This is a genomic window from Spirochaetota bacterium (assembly GCA_004297825.1).
Taxonomy (GTDB): Bacteria; Spirochaetota; UBA4802; order UBA4802; family UBA5368; genus FW300-bin19.
The window spans coordinates 17,821-42,684 of sequence record SCSX01000062.1 but is presented as its reverse complement, the minus strand read 5'-3'; the positions used below and the strand labels follow the sequence as shown (position 1 = coordinate 42,684).

General features: G+C 58.9%; 25 protein-coding genes. 9 read left to right on the top strand and 16 right to left on the bottom strand.

Annotation, left to right across the window (positions count from 1 at the left end):
- Positions 1–12: 12 nt before the first annotated feature.
- From ppk1 to EPN93_12630, 4 genes are all read left to right on the top strand, one after another.
- A complete protein-coding gene (ppk1, locus tag EPN93_12645; GenBank protein TAL34035.1) occupies positions 13–2,094 on the top strand; it encodes a polyphosphate kinase 1 in 2,082 nt (693 codons plus the stop codon).
- A complete protein-coding gene (gene pap, locus EPN93_12640; GenBank protein ID TAL34034.1) occupies positions 2,087–3,577 on the top strand; it encodes a polyphosphate:AMP phosphotransferase in 1,491 nt (496 codons plus the stop codon). The genes ppk1 and pap overlap by 8 nt, the downstream gene beginning before the upstream one ends.
- A gap of 181 nt (positions 3,578–3,758) precedes the next feature.
- Entirely contained in the window at positions 3,759–4,364 is a 606-nt protein-coding gene (locus EPN93_12635) for a GAK system XXXCH domain-containing protein (protein ID TAL34033.1), read from the top strand.
- Between the two features lie 11 nt (positions 4,365–4,375).
- Entirely contained in the window at positions 4,376–5,899 is a 1,524-nt protein-coding gene (locus EPN93_12630; protein ID TAL34032.1) for a Ppx/GppA family phosphatase, read from the top strand.
- A 52-nt stretch (positions 5,900–5,951) separates the two neighbouring features.
- On the opposite strand, the gene EPN93_12625 is transcribed toward EPN93_12630, so the two are convergent.
- Positions 5,952–6,665, bottom strand: coding sequence for a pyridoxine 5'-phosphate synthase (locus EPN93_12625; protein ID TAL34031.1), 714 nt, complete (start codon positions 6,663–6,665; stop codon positions 5,952–5,954).
- Positions 6,666–6,848: 183 nt separating this feature from the next.
- Between EPN93_12625 and EPN93_12620 the strand changes: the two genes are divergently transcribed.
- Positions 6,849–7,499 (top strand): flavodoxin family protein, encoded by a 651-nt coding sequence (locus EPN93_12620; protein TAL34030.1) that lies wholly within the window; start codon positions 6,849–6,851, stop codon positions 7,497–7,499.
- Between the two features lie 49 nt (positions 7,500–7,548).
- Here EPN93_12620 and EPN93_12615 read toward each other — a convergent pair whose 3' ends face one another.
- The 3 genes from EPN93_12615 to EPN93_12605 all read right to left on the bottom strand — a co-directional run bounded on the left by EPN93_12615 (position 7,549) and on the right by EPN93_12605 (position 9,052).
- A complete protein-coding gene (locus tag EPN93_12615; GenBank protein TAL34029.1) occupies positions 7,549–7,962 on the bottom strand; it encodes a type II toxin-antitoxin system VapC family toxin in 414 nt (137 codons plus the stop codon).
- The gene (locus EPN93_12610; GenBank protein TAL34028.1) at positions 7,959–8,192 is read right to left on the bottom strand and encodes an AbrB/MazE/SpoVT family DNA-binding domain-containing protein; all 234 of its coding nucleotides are present in this window, start codon (positions 8,190–8,192) and stop codon (positions 7,959–7,961) included. Before EPN93_12610 ends, EPN93_12615 begins: the two co-directional genes overlap by 4 nt.
- 98 nt (positions 8,193–8,290) lie before the next feature.
- On the bottom strand, positions 8,291–9,052 hold the full coding sequence (locus EPN93_12605; GenBank protein ID TAL34027.1) for a hypothetical protein: 762 nt from the start codon (positions 9,050–9,052) through the stop codon (positions 8,291–8,293).
- A gap of 3 nt (positions 9,053–9,055) precedes the next feature.
- On the opposite strand from EPN93_12605, the gene EPN93_12600 reads away from it, so the two are divergent.
- Positions 9,056–10,042, top strand: coding sequence for a class I SAM-dependent methyltransferase (locus EPN93_12600; GenBank protein ID TAL34026.1), 987 nt, complete (start codon positions 9,056–9,058; stop codon positions 10,040–10,042).
- A gap of 16 nt (positions 10,043–10,058) precedes the next feature.
- On the opposite strand, the gene EPN93_12595 is transcribed toward EPN93_12600, so the two are convergent.
- The 4 genes from EPN93_12595 to EPN93_12580 all read right to left on the bottom strand — a co-directional run bounded on the left by EPN93_12595 (position 10,059) and on the right by EPN93_12580 (position 13,885).
- Entirely contained in the window at positions 10,059–10,694 is a 636-nt protein-coding gene (locus EPN93_12595; GenBank protein TAL34025.1) for a hypothetical protein, read from the bottom strand.
- Positions 10,695–10,794: 100 nt separating this feature from the next.
- Positions 10,795–11,061 carry a hypothetical protein gene (locus EPN93_12590; protein TAL34024.1) on the bottom strand — a complete coding sequence of 89 codons (267 nt, stop codon included), beginning with the start codon at positions 11,059–11,061 and terminating at the stop codon, positions 10,795–10,797.
- Between the two features lie 210 nt (positions 11,062–11,271).
- Positions 11,272–13,053, bottom strand: a complete 1,782-nt coding sequence (locus EPN93_12585; protein TAL34023.1) for a sodium:proline symporter — start codon at positions 13,051–13,053, stop codon at positions 11,272–11,274.
- A 145-nt stretch (positions 13,054–13,198) separates the two neighbouring features.
- On the bottom strand, positions 13,199–13,885 hold the full coding sequence (locus EPN93_12580) for a TetR/AcrR family transcriptional regulator (GenBank protein TAL34022.1): 687 nt from the start codon (positions 13,883–13,885) through the stop codon (positions 13,199–13,201).
- 122 nt (positions 13,886–14,007) lie between these two features.
- Here EPN93_12580 and EPN93_12575 point away from each other — a divergent pair, with 122 nt between their 5' ends.
- Positions 14,008–15,453, top strand: a complete 1,446-nt coding sequence (locus EPN93_12575; GenBank protein ID TAL34021.1) for an aspartate aminotransferase family protein — start codon at positions 14,008–14,010, stop codon at positions 15,451–15,453.
- Between the two features lie 9 nt (positions 15,454–15,462).
- Here the strand turns inward: EPN93_12575 and EPN93_12570 are convergent, their stop codons facing one another.
- The 4 genes from EPN93_12570 to EPN93_12555 form a co-directional block, all read right to left on the bottom strand.
- Positions 15,463–15,966 (bottom strand): DUF2867 domain-containing protein, encoded by a 504-nt coding sequence (locus tag EPN93_12570; GenBank protein TAL34020.1) that lies wholly within the window; start codon positions 15,964–15,966, stop codon positions 15,463–15,465.
- Between the two features lie 66 nt (positions 15,967–16,032).
- On the bottom strand, positions 16,033–17,508 hold the full coding sequence (locus EPN93_12565) for a sodium:solute symporter (GenBank protein ID TAL34019.1): 1,476 nt from the start codon (positions 17,506–17,508) through the stop codon (positions 16,033–16,035).
- A 16-nt stretch (positions 17,509–17,524) separates the two neighbouring features.
- Positions 17,525–18,541: a hypothetical protein gene (locus EPN93_12560; protein TAL34018.1), complete on the bottom strand. Its 1,017-nt coding sequence runs from the start codon at positions 18,539–18,541 to the stop codon at positions 17,525–17,527.
- 113 nt (positions 18,542–18,654) lie between these two features.
- Complete coding sequence (locus EPN93_12555) at positions 18,655–19,038, bottom strand: cupin domain-containing protein (protein TAL34017.1); 384 nt, start codon at positions 19,036–19,038, stop codon at positions 18,655–18,657.
- 177 nt (positions 19,039–19,215) lie between these two features.
- On the opposite strand from EPN93_12555, the gene EPN93_12550 reads away from it, so the two are divergent.
- Positions 19,216–19,830 carry a DUF4065 domain-containing protein gene (locus EPN93_12550; GenBank protein TAL34016.1) on the top strand — a complete coding sequence of 205 codons (615 nt, stop codon included), beginning with the start codon at positions 19,216–19,218 and terminating at the stop codon, positions 19,828–19,830.
- Positions 19,821–20,255, top strand: a complete 435-nt coding sequence (locus tag EPN93_12545; protein TAL34015.1) for a hypothetical protein — start codon at positions 19,821–19,823, stop codon at positions 20,253–20,255. The genes EPN93_12550 and EPN93_12545 overlap by 10 nt, the downstream gene beginning before the upstream one ends.
- Positions 20,256–20,383: 128 nt before the next feature.
- On the opposite strand, the gene EPN93_12540 is transcribed toward EPN93_12545, so the two are convergent.
- From EPN93_12540 to EPN93_12525, 4 genes are all read right to left on the bottom strand, one after another.
- Complete coding sequence (locus tag EPN93_12540; GenBank protein TAL34014.1) at positions 20,384–21,169, bottom strand: SDR family oxidoreductase; 786 nt, start codon at positions 21,167–21,169, stop codon at positions 20,384–20,386.
- Between the two features lie 191 nt (positions 21,170–21,360).
- Positions 21,361–22,170, bottom strand: coding sequence for an SDR family oxidoreductase (locus EPN93_12535; GenBank protein ID TAL34013.1), 810 nt, complete (start codon positions 22,168–22,170; stop codon positions 21,361–21,363).
- A 65-nt stretch (positions 22,171–22,235) separates the two neighbouring features.
- Positions 22,236–23,366: an acyl-CoA dehydrogenase gene (locus EPN93_12530; protein TAL34012.1), complete on the bottom strand. Its 1,131-nt coding sequence runs from the start codon at positions 23,364–23,366 to the stop codon at positions 22,236–22,238.
- On the bottom strand, positions 23,363–24,856 hold the full coding sequence (locus tag EPN93_12525) for an acyl-CoA dehydrogenase (GenBank protein ID TAL34054.1): 1,494 nt from the start codon (positions 24,854–24,856) through the stop codon (positions 23,363–23,365). Before EPN93_12525 ends, EPN93_12530 begins: the two co-directional genes overlap by 4 nt.
- Positions 24,857–24,864: the final 8 nt, after the last annotated feature.

Sequence of the window (24,864 nt, the reverse complement as noted above, 5' to 3'; positions counted from 1 at the left end):
AGAGAAGACGGCATGGTAAAAAAACATATCCCCAAGGAAGTGAGCTGGCTCTATTTCAACGGCCGCGTGTTGCAGGAGGCGGGTGACCCGAACGTACCCCTTGTCAGCCGCCTCAAGTTCCTGGGCATCTACTCCTCCAACCTCGACGAATTCTACGAGGTGCGCGTGGCGACGCTGAAGCGTCTCGCCCGCATAAAGAAAAAGGACATGAAGAAGCTCGACCACCCGCCCAGGGATGTGCTCGAACAGATCGAAGGGATCGTGTTCCAGCAGCGCGGGCAATTGATGGAGATATACAGCGGGCTGATAAAGGAGCTTGAAAAAAGAAACGTTTTCCTCATCAACGAGAAGGGGGTGCTGCCGGAGCACCTGCCCTTCGTACGCGATTTTTTTCTGGAGAAGGTGCGCCCTCACATCTTCCCGATCAGGATCGACAAGAGGGTCGAAACGCTGGACCTGCACGACCGGGACCTCTATCTCGCCGTCCAGATGAAGCAGGCGGACCAGCACAAGCCCCACTATTACATCCTCCATGTGCCCACCGAGGTGCTTCCCCGCTTCGTCGAGCTGCCGTCAATAGGCGGCACGCAGTACATCATCATGCTCGACGACATAATACGCCACGAGCTTCGCGAGATGTTCGCGTTCTTCGATTACGAGACCTTCGAGGCCTACGAGTTCAAGATCAACCGCGACGCCGAGCTCGATATCGAGGACGACATCATGGAAAGCTATATCGAGAAAGTGAACAAGGGTCTCAAGAAGAGGAAACTCGGGGAAACGGTGCGCTTCAGCTACGACGCGGAATTCCCCGAGGAGATACTCAAGGGCATCCTGGAAAAATTGTCCATTGACGAGGACGATTCCACCATTCCCGCGGGGCGATATCAGAACACCAGGGACTTCATGAAATTTCCCGATATACTGGGCGAACGGGATTCATCCGCGGAGGCGAAGATACCCCATCCCGCTCTCGAGGACACGAAGAGCATCCTGGCGGCGATGAAAAGAAAGGATTTCATCATTCACCTTCCCTACCATTCGTTCCACCCGGTGATCGACCTGCTGCGCGAGGCCGCGCTGGACCCGCGGGTCACGCACATCAAGATGACGCTCTACCGGCTCGCGAAATTTTCGAGCATCATCAACGCGCTCATCAATGCCCGCAGGAACGGGAAGAAGGTCGTCGTGGTGCTCGAGCTGCAGGCGCGCTTTGACGAAGAGGCGAACATCCACTGGGCCAACCGCCTGGAGGAGGAGGGGATCAAGGTCATATTCGGCGTCCAGGGACTGAAGGTCCACTCCAAACTCTGCCTGATCTCCCGCCAGGAGAGCACTGATAAAAAAAAGAACACGCATACCGTGAATTACTGCGTGGTCGGTACGGGCAACTTCAATGAGGTGACCGCCAACCAGTATACGGACGACTTCCTCTTTACCGCCGACAAGCGCATAACGGACGAGGTGTATCACCTGTTCGAGTTTTTCGAGGCCCCTTACAAACTGGGCAAATTTAAATACCTCGCGGTATCCCCGTTCTCCCTGCGTGAGCGGGTCGAGAAGATGATCGCCGCCGAGATGAAAAACGCCGCCGCCGGAAGGGACGCGTACATTCATATCAAGATCAACAATCTTGCGGATCCGGATATCGCCAACAGGCTCTACCGCGCCGGCGACGCCGGCGTGAAGGTGCGTATTATCTGCCGGGGCATGTTCTCGATGGTGCCGGGGGTCGAGGGGTTGAGCGAAAACATCGAGGCGGTGAGCATAGTCGACCGGTATCTCGAGCACAGCAGGTTTTTCATTTTCTGTAACGGGGGCGACCCGAAATACTTCATATCCTCGGCCGACTGGCTCCCGAGAAATTTCGACCGGCGGATCGAGGTGACCTGTCCCGTGCTTGACGCCGACTTGAAGAAGCAACTGAGGGATATATTCGATCTCGCGTGGAGCGACAATGTCAAGGCCCGCGTGATCAGCGGACAATTTGACAACGGCTACCGCGCCGTGGAGGGATCGGTGAAGAACAGGCTCCAGGTGGAAATGTTCGGGTACTTGAAAAAACTCAACGAAGGTGGTAATCGCCATGCTTGAAACGATCGATCTCGACAAGAAAATCTCCCGGGAAGAGTACAGGAAGATCGCCGCGGAGCTTTCGATCAGGATCAGCGTGCTCCAGAGGGCCGTAAAGGAAGCGGGGGTCCCCGTTATCATCGCCTTCGAGGGGCTGGACGGCGCCGGCAAGGGATCGCGCATCAATGACCTGATCCAGGCTATCGACCCCCGAAACTTCTGGGTCCACCCCATCCGCAAGCCCACCGAGGACGAGAAATTGCGGCCCTTCCTGTGGCGGTTCTGGACGAAAACGCCGGCCCGGGGGCGCATCGCAATATTCGATCAGAGCTGGTACACGCAGCATATAGAGAAGCGTGTGAGTGGGAAGATCAGCGAGGAGGAGGGAGTATTGGCGCTACGGGATATCGGCGCATTCGAGCGCCAGCTCGCCGATTCTGGCGCGGTGATCATCAAGTTTTTTCTGCACATAGACAAGAATGAGCAGAAGAAGCGCTTCAAGAAGCTTGAGGCGAACAAGTCGACGGCATGGCGCATTACCAAAAAGGACTGGAAGCATCACAAACTCTACGGCGAGTATCTCGGGGTAGTCGACGACATGATCGGCAAGACCGATTTCGAGTACGCGCCCTGGACGGTGGTAGAGGCGATGGACGGCAGGTTCGCCAACGTGAAGATCATGCAGACCTTCATCAATGCCGTCGAGCGGGGGATCGGGAAGGGCGGCGCGCAGAAAAAGATGGCACCGGCGGCGCTCACCGCCCCGCCCGTGGAGAACCTGAACTCTTCGATCCTGGCGCGCGTGGATCTTTCCCTGTCGCTCTCGCGGGACGAGTATGCCGCGAAATTGGACGACCGCCAGGAGAGGTTGCGGGAGCTGGAGCACGAGATCTACATGCGGCGCATTCCCCTCATCATTCTCTACGAGGGATGGGATGCGGCAGGCAAGGGAGGGAATATCAGGAGGGTGATCCAGGAGATGGACCCCCGCGGCTACGAGGTGATCCCGGTCGCGGCGCCTAACGACATCGAGAGCGCGCACCATTACCTGTGGCGCTTCTGGAACTATATTCCCAAGGCCGGGCACATCACCATCTTCGACCGTACCTGGTACGGCAGGGTTCTCGTCGAGCGCGTTGAGGGATTTTGCCCCGAGGGGGACTGGAAGCGCGCCTACCGTGAGATCAACGAGATGGAGGAGCACCTGGTGAACTACGGCGCGGTCCTCGTCAAGTTCTGGCTCCAGATCGACCGCGACGAGCAGCTGCGCCGCTTCGAGGAGCGCAAGTCGATCCCCCATAAGAACTGGAAGATAACAGAAGAGGACTGGCGCAACCGCGAAAAATGGGACAATTACCGGGCAGCCGTGGACGAGATGCTTTTCCGCACCAGCACGCCCAGCGCGCCATGGACAATTGTGGAATCAAACTCAAAATACTTTGCCAGGATTAAGACCATGGAGACTATTATCGCCACGCTGGAGAGGAAACTTGAAGGGGGGTGAGCCGCGTGCCGCCGCATCCACCCGCACGGAACTATTCAGGATTTCTTGATATTTTATTGATAAAATGTTAATATTAATCGAGAGACCATAGCGTTGGAACAGGGATAAGGGCGAGACCTCCGCCGTCCCGGCTTCGGAATCGATATGCAATCCGGCAAACCATCGGGGACAGCAATAAACCATGAAAAAGAAATCGGATAAAGCCAAGAAGCGCCGAAAAGAAAAATTCAAGAATACCATAGCCATGCAGGATCTGCCCCAGCACCTGAGGTCGCTTGCCGATATCATCGAAAAAGGGAAGGTGCCCCTTTCGGAAAACCTCAACATCGAGTCGTTATCGTCGTTAAAACTGCTCTTTAAATATAACGACTACCAGAACATAGTGCGGACGAGGATTCACTTTGAGTATGCGGTCGAGCCGGAAAACCCCAGTGGGACCGATGTCCAGACGAAGACCATCTTCATCGAGAAAAAGGGGAAGAAGAAAAAGCCATCCCTGAAGAAGCTGAAAAAAAGAATGGATAAAACCCTCGAGATATTATCGTCTGCAATCGCTGCGGGATCGATTCCCGATACCGATCTCGCCGACGAATTCTACAATGATTGCGAATCCCTTGTCCTGCTTGAAAATGACGGGAACACCTTTCTCGAGGAATACCTGAGATCCGCCAGCATTCTCGTCCAGGCGGTCAAGGCAAACGATATCCAGCAGGCCCGCGGCGCGGCGGAACGGCTTCGCTACATCCAGTCCGAAGCGAACCCGCTAGAAACGGACGATAAAAAATAGTACCGGAAGCCGTGCACACGCCCTTTAGAATCGCAGGCATCGACATCGGTTCGAATGCCATAAGGTACGTATCCGCCGCATTTACCTCTCCAGTATCCTACAGTGTCATCGAATCGGAACGCTACCCCGTGCGGCTGGGGCACGACGTTTTCCTGAGCGGCGCCATGGAAAGGACCGCGATGGACAGGGCCGTGGAGGTTCTGCAAAACGCCGCCGGGCGGATCAAGAGGGACGGGATAAGTCATTTCCGCTGTGTCGCAACGAGCGCCGTCAGGGATAGCAGGAACGGCAGCAGCCTGGTCGAGGAAATCAAGAAAAAATCCGGAATCGAAGTCACCATCATAAGCGGATCGGAAGAGGCGAGACTCGTGCACCTTGCGGTGCGACGCAGGATAAACCTGGGTGAGAAGCAGTGGCTGCTGGTCGATATCGGCGGCGGCAGTGTCGAGGTCTCCCTGTGCGATTCCGGGGGCGTACTCTGGAGCGAGTCCCACACCATGGGGACCATTCGGCTCCTGGAGGAGCTGTCCCTCTCCTCGGAAGAGCCGGGACGCTTCAATCGCCTCCTTACGGAATACGTATCGACGCTCAGGATACCCTCGGCCGCGCGGCACAGGAAACCCTCGGGACTCGTTGCCACGGGCGGCAACATCGAGGAGCTCGCCACGCTTACGGGGGCCGCGACGGGCGAGGGCGGTGTGCGCGTCATCAAGGCGGTATCCCTGCGTGCCGCGATCAAAACGCTCTGGGGGATGTCCTTCCGGGAACGGGTCGAGAAGTTCAAGCTCAGGCCGGACCGCGCCGATGTGATTTTACCCGCCGCCGTGGTGTACGAGCGCATCGCGCGCATGACCGGCGCGAAGGAGATCCTTGCGCCGGGCGTGGGGGTTAAGGAGGGCATTCTCTACGACATCGCCGACGAGCTCATGTCGGGCCGGGGTCACCGGAAACACGTCGAGGACGCGGTGTTGAGCGCCGCGACAAATCTGGGGAGGAGATACCTTTTCGACGAGGCTCACGGCGCGCACGTGCAGCGGCTTGCCCTCTCCCTGTTCGACCAGGCTTCCGCGCTTCACGGGCTGGGCCACGGCGAGAGGAGGATGCTCATGGCAGCGGCCCTTCTCCATGATGTAGGAAGCTTCATCAGCTTCAAGGGCCACCATAAGCATTCCCTCTATATTCTCTCCCAGTCCGAGCTTCCCGGCTTTACGGACGGTGAGATGCTGATCGTGGCCAATATCGCCCGCTATCACAGGAAATCCGCCCCGAAGGAGCGGCACGAGCTGTTCATGAAGCTTTCGTTGCGGGAGCGGGAAATCGTGATAAAGCTTGCGGCCATCCTGAGGATCGCCGACGCCCTTGACAGGGAGCACAACCAGCATGTCAGGGAAGTAGTGCTTGGACGGCAGGGTCCCGTCGTAACCGTCCACTACCGGGGGAAGGGGGACTTCACCCTCGTGAACTGGGCCTTGAAGAAAAATCTCCGCGTGTTCGAGGACGCGTTCCGCGTCACGGTCGCGCTTCCCCCGTACTGATCGATTGAAAAGATTGCGTGCGGTGCTTCAACCGCAGAGGGAATGAACAATGTCAGGCTATTTGTTCCAGGTAAAGCCGGATGGTCTTTTCAAGTCCAAGGTAAAGCGCGTCCGAAATCAGGGCGTGACCGATTGAGACTTCAAGCAGGCCGGGAATATGTTCTTTGAAAAATTTTAGATTTTCGAGGTTCAGGTCGTGTCCCGCGTTCAGTCCCAGCCCGGCTTCCGCCGCCTTCACGGCCGCCCGGACGAAGGGGGCGACAGCCCCATAGGGATCGACGGGAAATTGGACGGCATACGGTTCGGTGTACAGCTCGATACGGTTCGTCCCGGTAAGGGCGGCGCGCTCGATCTGGTCCGGGTCCGCGTCGACGAAGAGGGATGTCCTTATCCCATACCCCCGCAGTTCGGCGACGATGTCGGCAAGGAATTTTTCGTGCCGCGTAACGTTCCATCCCTGGTTTGATGTCAGGACGTCGGGCGAATCGGGCACCAGGGTGACCTGGTGAGGCCTGACCTCCCGCACCAGGTCGAGGAATTGCCGCGAGGGATATCCTTCCATATTAAACTCGGTCGTGATGACGGGCCGGATATCCCTGACGTCCTGGAACCGGATATGCCGTTCGTCCGGGCGCGGATGCACGGTGATGCCCTGGGCTCCGAATCCCTGGCAAAGGACGGCCGCCTTGACGACGTCGGGCACGGTGCCGCCGCGGGCGTTGCGGATGGTGGCGATCTTGTTTATGTTTACGCTTAATCTTGTCATGTTCCCCCGAGGATTCCCGGGCGTGCGCAAAATGTCAACGATTTATCCCTGCACGTCGCACCCGGCCCGGTCCGCGCATTCCGCCCGACTGGGCGCCGACCGGCGCATCGGCCCCCCAAATTCTTGACAGCGCCCGCGGTCCGTGAAAGCTATGGGTACCATTCAAGCCAGGGAGGCCGGGCCATGGAAGTGCGCATTGTCGCCGTATCGGGGAGCCCCGTGAAAAAGGGGAACGTGAACGCGTACCTGGATCATCTCCGGGCCGAGGCTGAAAAAGCTGGTGCGCTGTTCGAGGCCGTGCGCCTGGCGGAGCTGGAAATCCGCGACTGCGTCCATTGCAATTTCTGCCTTCGCAAGCAGGCCCCGGGCCGATACTGCTCGATCAAGGATGACGCCCAGCCGGTTTTCGAAATGCTGGAGGCGGCGGACGTCATACTCCTCTCGAGCCCCGTCTACTTCATGCGCACGAGCGGCATGATGGCCTCGTTCATCGACCGCTTACGCGTGTTCGTGTTCGGAAACCTCGCGGGCGGCAAACTGAAAAATAAAGTGGGCCTGAGCGCGGCGGTCGCCTGGGCGCGGCACGGGGGGCTCGAGACCACGCACCTTTCGCACATCTACGCCTTCCTCACGCTCGAGATGATTCCCGTGAGCGTGCATCACTGCGTAAGCCCGCTGGGTGCGTCGGGCGTCGCGAGCAGGGACGGGTCGGGGCTCTTCGACCGGGAGGTCCGGCTGGGCGTGGAGCAGGACGCCGCGGGCCTGCACGCGGCGTCGGCCATGATCGCGCGGGCGCTGGAGCTTGCGGCGATCATGAAGAAGGGGGCGGGGTGAGGCTTGCCGCGGCATGGAAGATCACCGCGGAGGGGCACTGCAGCAACGATTAAGGCGATTCGGCTGATATGCCGCATTTTTTCAATTGAGAGATAAGTTTCTTATCGAACGAAAGGACGGGAATCCCTCGTGTTCCGGCATAATGCCCCAGGACGGCATCGCCGTAGTCCCTTATCTTCCCCGGCCATAACTCGAGAATGCCATCGAGATCGAACGCGGTATCGGTTGAAATGCCGGGCATGGCCGCGAGCGCTTTGATCATCTCCGCGATCACCGCCTCCTCCACCGAGTAGACGTGCGACAGGACGTACACGAATTCGCTCAACACCGTTTCCGTCACGACAAGCGCGCAGCCCATCCCGGCGGCTTTTGTAAAGTAAGGGAAAATTTTGGCCCGCTGGCGCTCGTCCCGGTCTGTGACGAATGAAACCAGCGCGTTGGTATCGAGCGCGTACTTTTTCATTTCGCGCCCTTCGCGCGCGCCCGTTTCGCGTTCTCGATATCCCTTTCGATGTCGCCGGGACCTGTTTTGACGGTTCCCTCGAATGCCAGGAAGGACTTCTTCGCGGGGCTCACCGTGACGACGCCCTTTTTATATTTCCATTCCAGGGAATCGTTACGCGAGAGCTTCAAGAGCTCGCGTATTTCCCTGGGAATCGTTATCTGGAACTTGTCCGTAATTTTCGAGAACATGATCGTATCTCCTTACGAATTTCAATATAGGTAAGGAGTCACGCGCTGTCAATGAAAATCCGGAGCATATTCCGGCCGGATACGCAGCCTGCATTCCCCTAAAATAGAAACGACCACCCGATCCTGAGTCCCCCGTACAGACCGTTCAGCCTGAACGCGGGCCCGCCGTCCGCTTCGCGGTCGCGCATGTCGCGGCCGCCGCCGCTTCCGGCGAGGAACCAGCCGGGATCGTAGAACTGGTACATGTAGCCCGCCTGCACGCCGATCACGATGCCGCCCCGGTTGATGAGCCGGATGAAGTACTCGGCCTGGAGGGATGCGTTCACGAGCGGCCCGCCCGTGGTCACCGTGACGCCCCTGCCGGGATCGGTCATGATTTCATCGAAGGTGGGGGTGCCGCGCTCCTCGATCGTGAGCACGGTCCCGCCCGCGCCCAGTCCCAGGAGCGGGTAGAGCCGGAAATTCCCGGTCACGAGCGCCGCGTAGCCGATGTTGAGCGTCGCAAAGCCACCGGCCGCGGTAACCGTGTGTGTCGCGCTCTGGCGGGGCCTGCCCGAGAAGCCGTATCCCTCCATGCCCAGGATGAATCGGTCCATGCCTATCCGGATGCCGCCCCCCGACGCCGCGTACGCGGGACGAACGCCGGGGTAGCCGTTCGCCGCGAGCCGGTCGTTCAATGAGTCGCGGCCGTACAAATACGAGAAGCCGGGGGTCAGATACACTTCAAGGCGGTTCGCGTAATCCTGGAACGCGGGCGCCTCCGTTTTGCCGGGGAGCGCCGCGTCCTCGGCGCGGGACCCGGTCGCGACCGCAAGCGCGGCCGCGCAGAGAATCGCGCACACTGCTAAATTTTTTTTCATGGGATGCCTCCATATCCTTTCGCGGCGAACGAGCGAGTTTCCGCCGCCATGAAAATAATATCGCGGAAGTTCGGCCGGTTGTCAATGCGCGCGGCGCGCAATGCTTTCTCCCGCGGGCGTAACGGCCCACCTCACCCATTCCTTGCGCTTTCGCCGGGAGGTTCCTTCCGCGGACGCACTTCATGGGGCCTGCGAAGCAGAAATAGCGCTTGCCCCGGGATGCGGGATGGATTAATCCGGAACCCGATCCACCAGAACACAGTACCGGAGGGGACCATGACCATACCCGCGTGGCAGTACGACGAGATGAAGCAGATCGGAACCGACTACGAGAATGAGGACGAGGTCCGCCGGTACGATGAGCGGATGGGCGCGTTTCGAGACCGGGCGGCGGAGGTCGATGTAATTATAAGGGCGCTCAAGCTCGAATACGATCACCGGATCATGGAGATCGGCTGCGGTACCGCGGAGTTTGCCATGCGGGCCGCCGAGTTCTGCAGGGAGGTGATCGCCGTCGATATTTCTCCCGTGATGATCTCGTACGCGAAGAAGAAAGCGGCAGCCCGCGACCTGGACAATATCACCTTCGTGCACGCCGGTTTTCTTACCTGCGAACACGCCGGGCCGCCGCTCGACGCCGTCGTGACCGAACTCGCGCTCCATCACCTCCCTGACTTCTGGAAGCTCGTCGCGCTCAGGCGCATCGCGGACATGTTGGTTACCGGCGGCATGCTGTACCTGAGGGATATCGTGTTCTCGGTCAAGCTCGACTCGTACGAAAAGGCGCTGTCGTTCGCCGTGGAGGATTTTCGGAAGGTTGCCGGCGACGAAACCGCGCGCAATTTCGAGCGGCACATCCGCCAGGAATTCTCGACCTATGACTGGATTATGGAGGAGATGCTCTACCGGGCGGGTTTCGATATCATCGACGCAGCATATGGCGACCATTGCATGGCGACCTACCGGTGCCGGAAGGTAGAAGGGCGGTAGGCGTGGCTTCCTGCCGTCACTCCGGCTCCGTGCCCGACGCGGAGCTCCATACCGGGCGCCGCTCGTGCGCGAATGAGCGGCCGTCCGCGCGCAGGGTTACAGCCTCCAGCGTATAGATTACCGGCTTGTTCCGAAAGAGCACCTGCCGGGCGTTGCTGGAGAGCGCGTGGCATCGCACCACCCACGCGTTTGCGAGCCGCTCGCACGAGGGCTTCCTGATCTTCACGCGCTCGGCGGCGGGTATGATCGGCTTGAAGTACTCGTCGTCCGGGTCCCGTATGAGCGTGAGCCCGTCGCTCACCATCATGTAGAGTTCCAGGAGCATCATCGCGTCCTGCGCGCTCTTCGCCTCGTAGCCCGCGTGCAGGAGCGCCTTCTCGATTTCGAAGCCGCGGAATATTTTCCCGTCCGCGGTCGCGATCCAGGTCTGCGGGATGAGCGGGTCCTCGGCCTCCCAGGACTTGTCGTAGACGGAGCACACGGAGAACTGCGGGAGCGGGCTCGCGCTCACGCGCACGACCGGGTTCGGAAACTCGTCGCGGAAGAGATCGACGTAGTCATTGTGGGTCTTGGGGGCGGTGGCGCAGGCCATTAATGAAAGGATCGTCAGCAGGAAAATGAGTGCGGCCGTTTTGGTAAGTCGAATCTTCAAGGCCCGGCTCCTTCAGGTGAATAATTTTCGAAGACCAAGTATATCGGCCCCCCATTATAATTGCCAATGAATTATCGGGGGCGCGGTTGCGGGCACGGGATCAATCGGCCGCGGTCTTCGCGGGAAACAGCTTGAACCAGAGGATGACCCCGCCTATGAGCAGGTTGAAGAGGTAGTTAACGATCAGGATCAGGTCGGCGGTGGTGCCGGCGACGTAGATGAGGAGCGCGATCTCGCCCGTGACCCACATCCAGATGAAGCCGTACGAGATCCCATGGCTGTGTCGGTTCCGCAGGCTCTGCACCGCCTGGGGCAGGCCGCACAGCGAAAGAAGCAGCGATCCGGAAATACCTATGAATTCGAGCATGGTCGTAACCCTCCTTTCCGGATACTTACACTGTGCCGCCGCAGGAGCGGCCCCCGCACCCCCGCAGGGGGCAAGACAATAGTTTAGCAAAACTTTCGGTTTTCATAATCATAACGAAGGATGATATACTCAAGTCTCCCTCAGGGGGATTCAGGGGGCTTAATGCGTATCATCTTTCCCACGCTTACACACTCGCGGTGATATCCAAACTCAGCGCCCCACGGATTCCCAACCGCGCCTGTTGATGTTAAAGTATATCAGACCCCCTGCCGCTATTCCGCACGCGAGGAAGACGACTCCCGTGACCGGGCTTCCCAGCAGTATCTTTCCGGCGCCAAAGAGGAACGCGTAGATCATGGCGGCGCCCAGGAGCCAGTTGAAAAGGTTGAACACGCCGTCCTTCTGCGGAACGACGTCCGTCGCCCGCGCGGCGACCGGGCCCCAGAGCGCGGGGTTGGGGCGCACCCTCCGGTAGAACGAGACAAGGGTATCCATGGGCTCGGGCCGCGTGAGATAGGTTACCGCGAGCCAGGTGGCCGAGGTGACGGCGACCGTGATGAGGAGCAGGTACGCGAAGGAGCGCGGGTCGCCCTCGTCCATCTTGAAGACGAACTGTAGAACCAGCGATGTGACGAAGGCCGCGCTCATCGCGGAGATCTCGCTCCACGCGTTGATCCTCCACCAGAACCAGCGGAGGATGTAGACGAGCCCGGTCCCCGCGCCCAGCGCCATGAGCACCTTCCACGCGTCCGCGATCGATTCCATGTAGAAGGTCACGACGACCGAGAGGAGCATGAGCAGCATCGTGACCGCCTGCGAGATCCGCACATAATGCGGCTCGGCCTTTTCCCTGGCGATGAAGCGCCGGTAGACGTCGTTGACGAGGTAACTCGCCCCCCAGTTGAGTTGGGTGCCTATGGTCGACATGTACGCCGCGGCGAAGGCGGCGAGCATGAGGCCGCGCAGGTACGCGGGGAGGTCGCTCACGAGAATGCGGATGTAGCCGGACTCCGGGTCCGCGGCGAACTGCGGGTCGTCCCGGTAGCGCACCACGGCGACGAGCGCGACCAGGATCCACGGCCAGGGACGCAGGGCGTAGTGGGCGATATTGAACCAGAGCGTCGCGAGGAGCGAGTGCTTCTCGTCTTTCGCGGAGAAGATGCGTTGCGCGATATAGCCCCCGCCCCCCGGTTCGGCGCCGGGATACCATGAGGCCCACCAGTTCACCGCGATGAAGACGAAGAAGGTGATCATGGGCATCCACGCGGAATTGACGTCGGGCACGAGCGAGAGGATGGAGCTTCCGGGATCGCGCGCGGCGTCGATCTTCCGGAGGTCGTCCAGGAGCGTCCCCATGCCGCCGCTCGCGCCCACCGCGAAGACCGCGAGCGCGATCACCATGCCCATCTTGAGCACGAACTGGAAGAGGTCCGTCCAGAGCACGCCCCACAGTCCCGATATCGTCGAGATGGACGCCGTGAGGACCATGATGATGATCGTCATGCCCAGCGCCTCCACCTTGGAGACGCCCAGCACCGTCATCATGATCTTCACGATCGCCAGGTTGACCCATCCCATGATGATGAGGTTGATGGGCAGCCCCAGGTAGACCGCGCGGAATGCGCGGAGAAACGCCGCGGGCTTCCCGGCGTAGCGGATCTCGGCGAACTCGACGTCGGTGAGCACGCCCGCGCGGCGCCAGAGCTTCGCGTAGAAGAAGACCGTGAGCATCCCTGAAAAAACCATGCTCCACCATATCCAGTTTCCCGCGATCCCGTTCTTCGCGACGAGCCCCGTCACGACGAGGGGCGTATCGGCGGCGAAGGTGGTCGCGACCATGGAGGTCCCCGCCAGCCACCAGCTCGCCTTTCCGCCGGAGACGAAGAAATCGCTCACGCTCTTCGTGGCCCGCTTCCGCAGCCACAGCGCGATCGCCAGGTTGAACAGGAAGTACAGCGCGATGACGACGAAATCGACGACGGTCAATTGCATGGCGGGACCTCTACAGTAATTTTAAGCTTTTTCCGCGGGCGCCTTTCATGGGAGATATCCCCACCCCTCCCCTTCTTTTACACGCGCCGATGGGTATGAAGTATTACTTCGTCGTCGAAAACGTCAAGCATTTGAAGGACACGCGTTATTTACCCTGGCCGGAGGACAGATATGCCTGGATGGAGTCTTTGAAATCCCTGCGGAATTTTTCCGATGTCAGCTCGTAGATTTCCTTAAAATACCTCTGGCGCATGGTGATGACCTGTATCACGCCGAGCATTTGCGCCCAGAGGAGGAGCATGAGGTGCAGGGGCTTGAGATGCGTTTTGATGGAGCGGTCCTCAATCCCGGATTTTATGGCATCGATCGCCAGGTCGCTCACCTGGTCGATTACGCCCTGGCACTGAACGATAAAATCACCACGCGTTTTCTTCGCGGTGAGCTTGTGGTACGCGCAGAACTTCCGCTCGAAATGCATTTGAAGATCGAAATACCTTTTGTTCCTGAGGCAGAAATCCACGTATTTATCGCCCAGGGTGATGATACGGTCTATGCCCAAAGTCGTGCGCTCGACCGCACTCTCCGCGTCCGCGTACATGACCTTCAGTTTTTTCAGCAATACGGCGGCGAACAGGTCGTCCTTGTTTTTAAAATACTGGTACAGGTTCTGGATGGTATAGCCGGAGGATTTCGCCACGTCTTCGAGCGTAATTTCCTCGATGTCGCATTTGGCCAGGAGCTGCGCGGCCATGCCGATGATCCTTTCCTGGCGCTGGGCGCGGGCCCATTCCTTCCTCTCTTCCTTTACCGACGTGTTTTTTACGGGCGCCATACGGTGATTCTCCTTCCGCTGCCCACTATTTTGGGGAAGCGCGGGGACCTTGTCAACACTATAATGAAGTGTATCAAATATATTTTAATATATTAAAATATATTTGACAATATTAAAATAAATTGGCAATGATATCCGTGCGCCCCGATCGACGCACATCACGAATAAAGGGAGGCATCATCATGCCGGGAACAGAGAGCGACAGGATTGTCAACGAGGTAATGCGCAGGTTCAGGGAACGGACCGTGAAGTCCGCGGCGCTTCATCCGGAAGCAGCCAGGTACATGCCCGGGGGGCACACGAGGGATTCGGTCAGTTATAAGCCCTATGCGGCCTTCATCGAGCGCGGCAGGGGATGCCGGATTACGGACATAGACGGCAACGAGTACATCGATTTCCTCAATAATTACACCTCCCTTATCCACGGGCATTGCGATCCCGACATCACGGCCGCGGTCGCCGCGCAGCTTGAAAAGGGATCGGTCCTCTGCACCCCTTCCGTGCTCCAGACGGAACTGGCAAAACTCCTGTGCGGACGCATACCGTCCATTGACCAGATCAGGTTCACCAACTCGGGCACCGAGGCGACCATGTTCGCGATGCGGGTCGCGCGCGCGGTGACGGGGAAGGACATGCTAATAAAGATCGAGGGTGCGTACCACGGAACACAGGATGACGCGAAGGTGTCCCTGATCCCGGACTTTGCGCCGGGAGACCTGCCGAAACCGCACCTGGAGGGAGCGGGCATTCCGCGGAGCACGCTCCAGAACATCGTGATCGCGCCCTTCAACAACCTCGATGCGGCGGAGATCCTCATGAAGCGCCACGGGGACACGCTTGCCGGGATGATCGTGGAGCCCTACCTGGCGAGCATGGGAACCATTGTCCCCCGCCCGGGGTATCTCAAAGGATTGCGCGCGCTGTGCGACCGCTACGGCATACTGCTCATATTTGACGAGGTCCAGTCGTTCCGGGCGAGCACGGGCGGGATGCAGGTCCGCGAAAATGCGATACCCGACATAAGCGCCGTGGGCAAGATTATCGGCGGAGGATATCCGGTGGGAGCGGTCGGTTCCAGCCGGAAAAACATGGAGCGCTTCACGCTCGACATGCTCAATCCAGACGCGATCACCCAGGCCGGGACCTTCAACGGCAACGAGGTCACGATGGCGGCAGGTCTTGCCGCGATGAGAAAATTCGACGCGAAGGCCGTGGAGTACGCGAACGGACTGGGGAAGAGAATGATGGACGGGTTCACGGGCGTATTCAGGGAGCTGGGGCTCCGGTGCCAGGCGACGGGAGTGGGATCGCAATGCAACATCAACTTCAGCGACAAAGAAATTTCAAACGCCCTCGACTACGCCACGGCACTCATTCCGTGCCTGGAGCTCCAGACGCTGTTGCACGTGGAGCTGCTCAATCGCGGCATCTTCTCGGCCAGCCGCAACGAGTTCGTCATCTCGACGCCCATGACGGAAAAGGACGTCGACGTGTGCGTGCGGAAGGTGAAGGAGAGTTTCGAATTTTTAATGCCGTATATAAAGGAAAAGACGCCGCACCTGCTGTAGCGATGAGATTTAGGATTTGGCCCCCGCGGCGGCCATATAGTGCACGACGATATGATGGAACGGACGGATTACGTTGAAGTACACGGGCCCGGTCCAGTGCTGGTACTTCACGATCGTGACCACGTGATATCTCCACGGTTTGACCGCGTCCGGCAACCGTTCGGCGATAATCGCGAGATAACCGACAAGATGTGTGTCGCGCGCGTACGCGATGTAGTGCCGGTCCGGCTTCGCGTCGTATATGGTGAAGAAGGAGAGGGAGGCGCCCTTTTTGAAGGGAATTTCGTCGGGCTCCCATCGGCGCGGCCCAGGCGAATCCTCATGGCGCAAGCCCAGGAGGCGGGCCAACACCCCGCGCACCCTGAATAGAAAAACCATCCATCGCGGAGCGTAGTTGAGCATGCCCGCGATGAACGCCCGCATGTCGTTCGTCGATTCGACCGTCTTTACATCGACGTGGTCGCAGTCCTTGAGGAGATCTGAAAGCTCGGGGAAGGATTGTGTGTTCATCATAACCTCGGGATGAAATTGCAATCTGCGCCTTTACTTATGCCTCAGTTTCCGTGAAGCTTCAGTCCCCTACAGGCGTGTGGAAATAAATTTCCGCACGCCCATGCTCGCGTGTCCCGCCGCGAGGCACGAGGCGCAGCCGATGAGCGTGTGCCATGTGAAGTCGATCCTCGTGAGAAAGAGCACCGCGCACATGACGGCGAGGGCCGTGACGAAGCCCGCGTACGCGTCGGCGGTGTTTATGCGCGAGGGGATGAGCCCCAGGAAGAACGTGCCCAGGAGCGCCCCGTAGGTGACCGATGCGATCTTGAGGCCCAGCTCGACCACCGGGTTCGTCGTGCTCGTGAAGAGGAGCGCGCCGCCGATAAGCAGGATTCCCCAGAAGAGCGTGAAGGCGCGCGACCATAAGACACCCCGCGTATCGGACACCCCGCCGCCCGCCGCGGACTGCTTGAAAAGGTCCAGGTATGTGGACGAGGCGAGCGAGCTTATCGAAGAAGAGAGCGATCCCATCGCGGATGCGAGCACCCCGGCGATCACGAAGCCCGAGAGCCCCGCCGGAAGGTTTTCGACGATGTACTTCGGGAATATCTCGTCCGAGGACTTTAGCCCGAGCTCGGCGAGCGGCGCACCCTGGTAGAAGGCGTACAGGCACAGGCCCAGTACCAGGAAAAATGCGAACTGGAGGACAATGAAGCACGCGTCCAGCATGAGCGCCTTCTGGCTGTCGCGTTTCGACCTGCAGCCAAGGAGCCTCTGCACCAGGAGCTGGTCGGTGCCGTGGGACGCCATCGTGAGGAAGGTCCCGCCGAGCACCCCGCCTAAAAGGGTATAGGGGGAGGCCAGGAAGGCTATCGGCCCCCCGCCCCAATTAAGGTTGAGGACCTGGAACTTGTCCGCGCCGCCGGCAGAGGCGTATCGCACAACGTCGCTCCACCCGCCCGGGAGCGCCGCGAGGATGAGGTACATGGCCGCCCCCGCCCCGCCCAGGTAGATGAAGAGCTGGACCACGTCCATCGCGACCACGGCCTTGAGCCCGCCCAGGTAGGTGTAGGCGAGCGTGAAGCCGCCTATGACCAGGATGCACGCGGCGTAGTCCCAGCCGGTGATGATGTGCACGGGGATGGCCGTCGCAAAGAGCCGCACCCCCGAGGCGAGCACGCGCGTGACGATGAAGACTGACGACGCGAACTTGCGGAGCGAAAGTCCGAAGCGCTTTCCCAGGAAATCGTAGGCGGTCTCGATGTTGCCGCGGTAGTACGCGGGGATGAAGACGAGGCTTACGAGGAGCCGGCCCGCGAGGTAGCCGAACGCCACCTGTAAAAAATGCATGTTGGATTTGTATGCGAGTCCCGGCACGCTTATGAAGGTGAGCGTGCTCGTTTCGCTCGCGACGATCGAGAATCCCACCGCCCACCAGGGCATGGCCTTCCCGCCAAGGAAGTAATCGGTGACGGTGCGCTGCTTCCCGCCGGAGATGATCCCGAAGACAGTGACCCCGGTGAGGTAGAGCGCGATTATGGTGTAGTCGAGAAAGCGGTCCATGGCGCGTGTCCTAGCCTCACTGCTCGTTCATGAACACCTTCTCCTTCCCGTCGGGGAAGCGAAGGATCAGCGTGTTGAAATCGTTCTCGACCTTCATCCTGATCACGAATTTCCTGTCCGCAGAAAAGATCTCGTTCTTTTCCCAGTCGACGTTCAGGAATATTCCCCCGGGATATTCCGGGGACCAGTAGCGCATCTCCTCCGTGGTGTCGATGCGGTAACCGAACATTTTTTCGCCGGCGTTCCTGTTGCCGTTCAGGTAATACTCCTGGATGGGCTCGAAGTGCCAGAGCCGGAGGGGTTTTTTCCCCGCGACGTGCAGGCGCGCCCCAAGCCACGACATGGGATGACGCTCGATGTCGAATTCGATCTGGCGGGACGTTTTATCGGGAAAGGCCAGGTCCATCCGGAACGAAAGCAGGTCGTTCGCGTATGCCGAATCGACATCGCCGTTGAGCGTCACCCGCCGGTTGTGCGCGCCCAGCGCAACCCTGTCCTGTTTTGCTTTTGTGAATGTAAAGACCTGGAGGTCGTCGCCGACGGGATGAAAATCGTAATATTCTCTTTTATCCCTGTCGGCGTTGACCATGATGATGTCGTCCTTGATCCAGTCCAGCATGGCCTCGAAATACACGAAGCTTCTCGGGGCGAGCGTTTTCAGGGCGTGCTTCTTGTTCCTGATCGTAAGGGCGCGCTCTTTTTCATTGAGCGTCAGGGTAAGCTGCGGCGGCGGGAGGAACTTTTTGGGAGTCTTTATGTTTTTTACGAGCCTGAGCGTAAGCGTGAAGTCGCCGCCGGTTTTTGCAGCCTGAATGCTCGCCTCGTACTCGAAGCCGAAATAGCCGGGGGCGTTGGCGCTTCCCTCCGCGCAGAGTATCGCATCCGGCCTGGAGCCAAGCTCCAGAATCGAGAGATAATAATAGATAAAGGGCTCGTCCGGGTTCTCCAGGAAATACACCCCGGCCGGGACCTGGGCGGCAAGGGGTGCGGACAGGAACAGCAAGGTCAACAGGGTGAATAAGAGCTTTTTCATGCGATATCCTTTCGCCTATTCAAGAATCGTGATTTCAGCCGGTTCGAAAATGGTAGAGAACGAGCTTGTAATAACAATCGATTTTCAGGAGGGACGGGAATAAATTTGAAACTTTATTTTTGCTTGTGCGGATGCCCCGGCCATAGCCTGTCCTCATACTGCGCATCAAAAGCAGGTGCATTCGCCGTCAGGTATTCCAGGACTTCGCTCCCCGTGTTTTTAATCCCGTGCATCGTATCTCCGGGAACATATATCGCGTCCCCCGTATTAACGGTCTCCCGCTCCTCCTCGATGACCATGAGCCCCGTCCCGCGTATGATGTAATAGCACTGCTCGGGCGCGTGACGGTGAAGGGGCTGCTCGGAACCGACCGGGATGGAAGAAACCTGGATCGAGATGCCGGCGTTCCCGACATTCCGGCTGCCAATAAGCATGTGGGAGGTGAGAATTTCCAGGTCGCCCGTATCGCGGGAGTTTGCTTTGTTGAAGATGTGCATGAGAGATGGGCCTCCGTAGTCGGAAGGATAAAATGAATAAACTACAATACACAACTAACCTGAAATAATTTTCAACGCAATTTAAATATCACTATTTAGGGTTGACAAGATAATTGTTCTTGATTTTTCGTGTACTATACCGTTATATAGTATATATAGATAGAGAGGGTGGCGAGTATGGACATCAAAGCCTATAAAGATGAAAGAGAAAACAAAAGGCTTGCGAATGCCCTGATATTTTTTGCAAAAAATACTGAGAACTGCGGCGCAGTCAAAGCCAATAAATTACTATACTATTTAGATTGTCATCATTTAATCAAATATGGCCGCAAAGTATTAAAAGACACGTATAACAAAGACGCTGAAGGGCCTGTCCCGCACAAAGCATACCACGCTGTACATGCATTAGTAGATGCACAGGAATACGATAATTCAGAAAACTTTATGAGCGAGTACATCGCTATCAAGGTAGAAAAATTAAAGTATGAAGAAAATGAAAAAGAATATATACTTCACCGCCTGGTTCCTAAAAAAGAGTTTGAAGGAAAGTGGTTTTCACAATCCGAAAGGGAAATAATGAATGAAGTCGCAAAGAAGTATTTTAGTACTACCGCAACTCAGCTTAGCAGACAGACACATTTGGAAGCGCCATGGAAATCGGCAGTAAATAACGGTGATGAAATTGATATTAAACTATTCGCGATAGATAAAGTTACCCCTGAACAATATAAAGAAATAGAAAGCATGGAGAGAGATTTACAGGCACTTGAAAATAATTGTACATGCCATTAAAAATCCCATGGGCTGTATTTCTTTCCACCCTCCGTGCGGGTGTTATTATTCGGGATAGAAATTTTGTATTTTCAGATGACCCAAATGAACCAACCCCCAAACATTTATTAATTTTATCATCGCCAGTGCTGGAAAATACCGCTTTTGTATTTTGTCTAACTACAAGTCAAGCCACTACATATAAGGGGTCATTTATTCCTGTTGTAAAACTTCCTAATCCAAAAGCACCAGAGAACTATGATGTTATAGAGATTAGAAAAATTGGCCTGTGTAGTGTTCAGGACTTAGAGGAAAAATATGATAGGGATGATTTGCAGATAATTCGCACTCTACACCCCGAGGAATTGACGAAAGTTATTGAAGAAATTGCAGAAGATTTGACCATTAGCGATGATTTCAAAGAAATGATGGGTATTACCATCTAGCTCCCGGCAAGCTTCCTGTTGCCAATAGTCAGTAAAATGCCGGTTGCATCCTCCGGTAATTTCGCCGGCATGTACAATGCTATATAAACTTGGTCGCTTAATGGTCGTCGCTCCTTGCGTGCCTGTCCTCACTTCCCCGGCTTAAACATGGTACTGCTGATAATGGCAGACCACTTCATGGGCGTAATCCGGCTGAAACCGATCATAATCTTGTTCATGAGTCCCGGGACACCCAGGTAAGCGCTCCCCTTGATCTTCCTGAACGCGAAGTCTACCACCTGTTCGGCGGTCTGTGCGCCGACCGGCTGCGAACCCTGGGAAGGCATGCCGGCGACCGCCTGGAACTCCGTGTCGGTCACGCCCGGGCACAGGGCGAATATCCGCACCTTCGTCTTCCGGAATTCCGCGCTCAGCGCGGCCGAGAGATTCAGCACGTACGATTTGGCGGCGGCGTAGACGGCGAAGTACGGAACGGGCTGGAAGCCTCCCATCGAGGAGACATTGAGTATCAGCCCCCCGTTTTGTTTCAGCATCGCGGGCAGGAACAGGCGGCATAATTTCGTGAGCGTGAGCACGTTCACGGCGATCATCGTGTCGATATTATCCGCCGGCTGCGTATCGAAAACCCCGTTCCAGCCGAAGCCGGCGTTGTTGACAAGGCCGAACACCGGGATGCGTTTCTTTTCGACCTTGCCGAACAGCTTTTCCGCGGAATCCTCATTTCCCAGGTCCATAGCGATTACCTCCACCTTGACCCCGTATGCAGCCTCCGCCTCCCCTTTCAGGGATTTGAGCCGGTCTTCCCTCCTGGCGACGACGATGAGATCGCACCCTTCCCGCGCGAAGCGCAGGGCGAACGCCCTCCCGATGCCGCTTGACGCGCCGGTGATAAGAATTGTCTTTCCTTTAAGCATACGGCCTCCTTGAGCAGCGATTTCCGATCATGCCGATTACGCCCGTCCCGGTCGGTCGATTCCATTATGGCTGCGCCGATATTACTTCAATTATAAAGCACATCCCCTGCCGATGCAAAACCGAAATTACCCGGCTGAAAATATTTTTTCATTCCCTGCACCGATGGCCCCCGCCCCCGGGAAGGACTCCCTCACCTTCCCTCTTTCGCATAACGCCGCGCGATATAGCGATAGAAGAGTTCCGGGAACAGCCGCTTCATCCTCCACGCCATGCGCCCGTCGAACTGCGGAAACGCATAGAGCCGGTTCTTTCGAATTGCGCGAAAGGTGAAGTCCGCAAAGCGCTCGGGCGAATAGCGCGAGGCATCGAAGAATCGCTCCGCGCGCGCACGCTGCAGCTCGTCGGGAGAGTGGAAGCTTTCCATGAGGCCGGTTTTAATGAACGTGGGACACACGACCGTGACCCCCACACGGTACGCCGCGAGCTCCGTGCGGAGCGTTTCGGATACGGAGATCACGGCGGCCTTCGTCGCGTTGTAGCTCGCCATCTCGGGGAGCGACACGATCCCGGCGCAGGAGGCGACGTTTACGATATGACCGTTGCGTTGCGCCTTGAACATGGGGATAAACGACTGGCAGCCATGGACGACGCCGCGGAAGTTCACGGCGAAAATCCAATCCCACCGGTCCGGGGGCACGCGCTCGAAGAGCCCCCCGGCGGCGACGCCCGCGTTGTTCACCAGGATGTCGAGCCCGCCCCATTCGCGCGCGACGGCCCGCGCCGCTCGGTCGAGGTCTCCCGCGTCCGTGACGTTGCACGCAATAGAAAGCGCCGATCCCCCCGCTTCGCGCACGAGCCGAGCGCTCTCCTCCATGCGCGCGGCGTCGATATCGGAGACGCCCACGCGCCATCCCTCGCGCGCGAACCGCAGGGCAAGCGCCCTGCCCAGGCCGCTGCCGCTCCCGGTGATGAAAATGCGTTTTCCCGGAAATCGTTTCATGTGTCGTCCTCTATGCGTTAATTAATAAAAGGGGAGGGGGCCGATGCGCGTACGGGTCCCGTCGTTCACCGTTGCGCGGGGAGACCCATGAGCTCGAGTCTCCTGAGCGCGGGCATCCCCAGGAGAAACTGCGCCTGCTTCGCGTCGCGCATCCTCTTCTCCTGACCGTAATCGGTCATGTAGCCGTTGCCGCCCAGGACCTGCACGCCGTCCACCGTGCCGCGCGCCGCCGCCTCCCCGGCCGAAAGCGCCGCCGCGACCGATGCAGCCTCCCATCCCGGTTCGTTCGCCGCGAACATGCGGCATGCCTCCGCGAGCGCGCCGTGCGCGACGTGAACGTCCCCGGCTATCCGCGCGAGGATCATGCGCACCTCCGGCCACTCGATGATGACGCGTCCGCCCTGGACGCGCTCTTCCGCGTAACGCTTCGCCTCGTCGAGCGAGCCCTCGAGGATTCCAAGCGGGATCGCCGCGGAGGCGAGGGAAAGGCGCGGCCACGCGCGCCGGCAGTATTCGATTCCCCCGCCTTTTTTGCCAAGGAGAATTCCCAGGGCGTCGTCAAGCCTCGCGTCCACTACGGGACAGGCGTGAAGTCCCAGGGTGAATATGGGTTCCGATACGCTCACGGCACCCGTGTTGAGCGCGATAAGGTAATAGGAGAACTCACCGGACCTGCCACCGGATCCCGCGACCACGGCGAAATCCGCGACGGCGCCCGCGGCCAGGAAGCGCACGCTTCCCGTGAGCCGATACGCGTCTCCATCGGAAACGGCAACGGGCATCTCGAGCTCGTCCGGGTGTGTGAAGGACTGGAAGGCGAGCGGTTTCCCGGGGCTTTTGCCGATCATGCGGTATGCGGGATCGGCGCCCGTATCGCCCGCGGACTCTGCGATGACCTGGAGCGCGGCGGCGTGGGTGCACACGAGCGCGGAGAGCGATGCGTCGGCGCGCGCGAGCATGCGCACGACGGGGACGAGCGCATCGGCGTCCAGGCCCAGGCCCCCGTATCCGGCCGGGAGGGTTATCCCGAAAAACCCGACCCCGATCGCTTTCTCCAGTACGTCCGACCAGAAGGGGGCGAACGGGAAGCGGTCGTGGGCCTCGCGCGCCGCGGTAAGCTCCTTTTTGGCGAAGGCGGACGCAAGCCCCGAGAAGGACTCCAGTATATCGGCGCCCCCGGCGCGTGTCGTGCTCATGCCCCCTCCCGTTTGAAAAGCTCCGCTTCCGGGATATCGCGCGCGACCAGGTTCTTGAAGAGATTCAGCCGGTTCAACTGGTTCGTTCCCTCGTATATCTGGAGGAGCTTCGCGTCGCGGTAGAACTTTTCCGCGCCCGTGTCATGCCGCGTGCCGTCCGCGCCCATGAGGTCGACGGCCATGGACGCCGTCTGCACGGCGATGTCGCTGCACGCGAACTTGGAAAGCGACGCCCAGCCCGAGGTCACCTGCGCCTCCTCGGCGGTGTATTTTTCGAAGTAGATGTTTCGAAAGAGCCTGGTCGCGGCGCGCATGTTCAGGAAGGGCGCGACGAACGCCGTGAAGTACCAGCGCGGCAGGAGCGCGAGCAGGGTGAAGATGAACCGGTTGTACATGAGCTTGTACATTCCCTTCATCGCGTTTGCGAGGGCGGATTCGAGGTAGAGTGCGCGCGCGGTGTTCACGTTCCGGTACATCTCGGCGAGCGTGACCTGCGCCCATTGGCGGTTGATCAGGAGCTCCCCGCCGATGCGCGTGCGCCGGCAGTGCGCGAGCGCCGTTTCGTACGCCCCGCGCGCCGCTCCCGCGGCGAAGGCGCCCACGCCCGCGCGCGACGAGGACACGACGAAGTCGATGAGGTACTGCGCGATGACGCCCTGCGGCTTCCCGGATTTCCTGTGCTGTTCCGGCGCGGAGCAGATGAGCGCGTCCGGCACGAAGCAGTCCTCGAAGACGAGCTCGCTTGCGACGCACGCCTTCTGGCCCATCTTCTTTTCCTTCCGCCCGAAGCTGAATCCGCTCGTTCCCGTTTTCACCGCGGCCATGACGGTCGTGTCGGCCGGGTGCTTCCGGTCGGCGTAGGCGATCACCATGTGCCAGGTCGAGACGTGGCCGTTGGAGATGAATACCTTGCGCCCGTTCAGGATGTAGCCGCCGTCCGCGCGCGTCGCCGTGGTGCCGATACGCGCGCGCGCGAGGAGGATGGGCTCTTCGACGTCGGTGCCCGCCTCCGGTTCGGTGATCGCGAGGGAGATGAGGCAGGGCGTTCCCATCCGGTCGCCGCGGCACGATTCGCGGAGTACGCGGTTGATGACGGGAATGTTCCAGCTCGCGCAGAGCGTTCCCACCCCAAGGTAGTGCACCCCTATCACATTGGCGAGCCCCGTGCAGGTCGCCGCGATCTCCTCGAGGAAGGGATACAGGCTTATGAAATCCATCCCGCCCCCGCCGAACATTTTGGGGATCCACCGGGAGAAGATCCCACGCCGGCCGGCCTCGCGGATGAAATTTTCCGGAATATAATCGGGGTCGCGAAACCCCGCGAGGTCGATTTCATTATACACGGGACGCACGGCCTCGTCGACGAACCGGCGCGCGAGGGCGACCGTGCGGCGCATGTCGCGGTACGCGCGGCGCGGCAGGCGCGACAGCGCCTGTATGCCGTTCATCACGTCCTCCACCCGGGGGTCGCGCGCGAGGAGGACGTCCATATGCGTGC

Bases quoted from the DNA above. Each gene is read 5' to 3' on its own strand.
- ppk1 (TAL34035.1), top strand. From the start codon at position 13: ATGGTAAAAAAACATATCCCCAAGGAAGTGAGCTGGCTCTATTTCAAC.
- pap (TAL34034.1), top strand. From the start codon at position 2,087: ATGCTTGAAACGATCGATCTCGACAAGAAAATCTCCCGGGAAGAGTAC.
- EPN93_12635 (TAL34033.1), top strand. From the start codon at position 3,759: ATGAAAAAGAAATCGGATAAAGCCAAGAAGCGCCGAAAAGAAAAATTC.
- EPN93_12625 (TAL34031.1), bottom strand. From the start codon at position 6,665: ATGACAAGATTAAGCGTAAACATAAACAAGATCGCCACCATCCGCAAC.
- EPN93_12620 (TAL34030.1), top strand. From the start codon at position 6,849: ATGGAAGTGCGCATTGTCGCCGTATCGGGGAGCCCCGTGAAAAAGGGG.
- EPN93_12615 (TAL34029.1), bottom strand. From the start codon at position 7,962: ATGAAAAAGTACGCGCTCGATACCAACGCGCTGGTTTCATTCGTCACA.
- EPN93_12610 (TAL34028.1), bottom strand. From the start codon at position 8,192: ATGTTCTCGAAAATTACGGACAAGTTCCAGATAACGATTCCCAGGGAA.
- EPN93_12605 (TAL34027.1), bottom strand. From the start codon at position 9,052: ATGAAAAAAAATTTAGCAGTGTGCGCGATTCTCTGCGCGGCCGCGCTT.
- EPN93_12600 (TAL34026.1), top strand. From the start codon at position 9,056: ATGCCTCCATATCCTTTCGCGGCGAACGAGCGAGTTTCCGCCGCCATG.
- EPN93_12590 (TAL34024.1), bottom strand. From the start codon at position 11,061: ATGCTCGAATTCATAGGTATTTCCGGATCGCTGCTTCTTTCGCTGTGC.
- EPN93_12585 (TAL34023.1), bottom strand. From the start codon at position 13,053: ATGCAATTGACCGTCGTCGATTTCGTCGTCATCGCGCTGTACTTCCTG.
- EPN93_12580 (TAL34022.1), bottom strand. From the start codon at position 13,885: ATGGCGCCCGTAAAAAACACGTCGGTAAAGGAAGAGAGGAAGGAATGG.
- EPN93_12570 (TAL34020.1), bottom strand. From the start codon at position 15,966: ATGATGAACACACAATCCTTCCCCGAGCTTTCAGATCTCCTCAAGGAC.
- EPN93_12565 (TAL34019.1), bottom strand. From the start codon at position 17,508: ATGGACCGCTTTCTCGACTACACCATAATCGCGCTCTACCTCACCGGG.
- EPN93_12560 (TAL34018.1), bottom strand. From the start codon at position 18,541: ATGAAAAAGCTCTTATTCACCCTGTTGACCTTGCTGTTCCTGTCCGCA.
- EPN93_12555 (TAL34017.1), bottom strand. From the start codon at position 19,038: ATGCACATCTTCAACAAAGCAAACTCCCGCGATACGGGCGACCTGGAA.
- EPN93_12550 (TAL34016.1), top strand. From the start codon at position 19,216: ATGGACATCAAAGCCTATAAAGATGAAAGAGAAAACAAAAGGCTTGCG.
- EPN93_12545 (TAL34015.1), top strand. From the start codon at position 19,821: ATGCCATTAAAAATCCCATGGGCTGTATTTCTTTCCACCCTCCGTGCG.
- EPN93_12540 (TAL34014.1), bottom strand. From the start codon at position 21,169: ATGCTTAAAGGAAAGACAATTCTTATCACCGGCGCGTCAAGCGGCATC.
- EPN93_12535 (TAL34013.1), bottom strand. From the start codon at position 22,170: ATGAAACGATTTCCGGGAAAACGCATTTTCATCACCGGGAGCGGCAGC.
- EPN93_12530 (TAL34012.1), bottom strand. From the start codon at position 23,366: ATGAGCACGACACGCGCCGGGGGCGCCGATATACTGGAGTCCTTCTCG.
- EPN93_12525 (TAL34054.1), bottom strand. From the start codon at position 24,856: ATGGACGTCCTCCTCGCGCGCGACCCCCGGGTGGAGGACGTGATGAAC.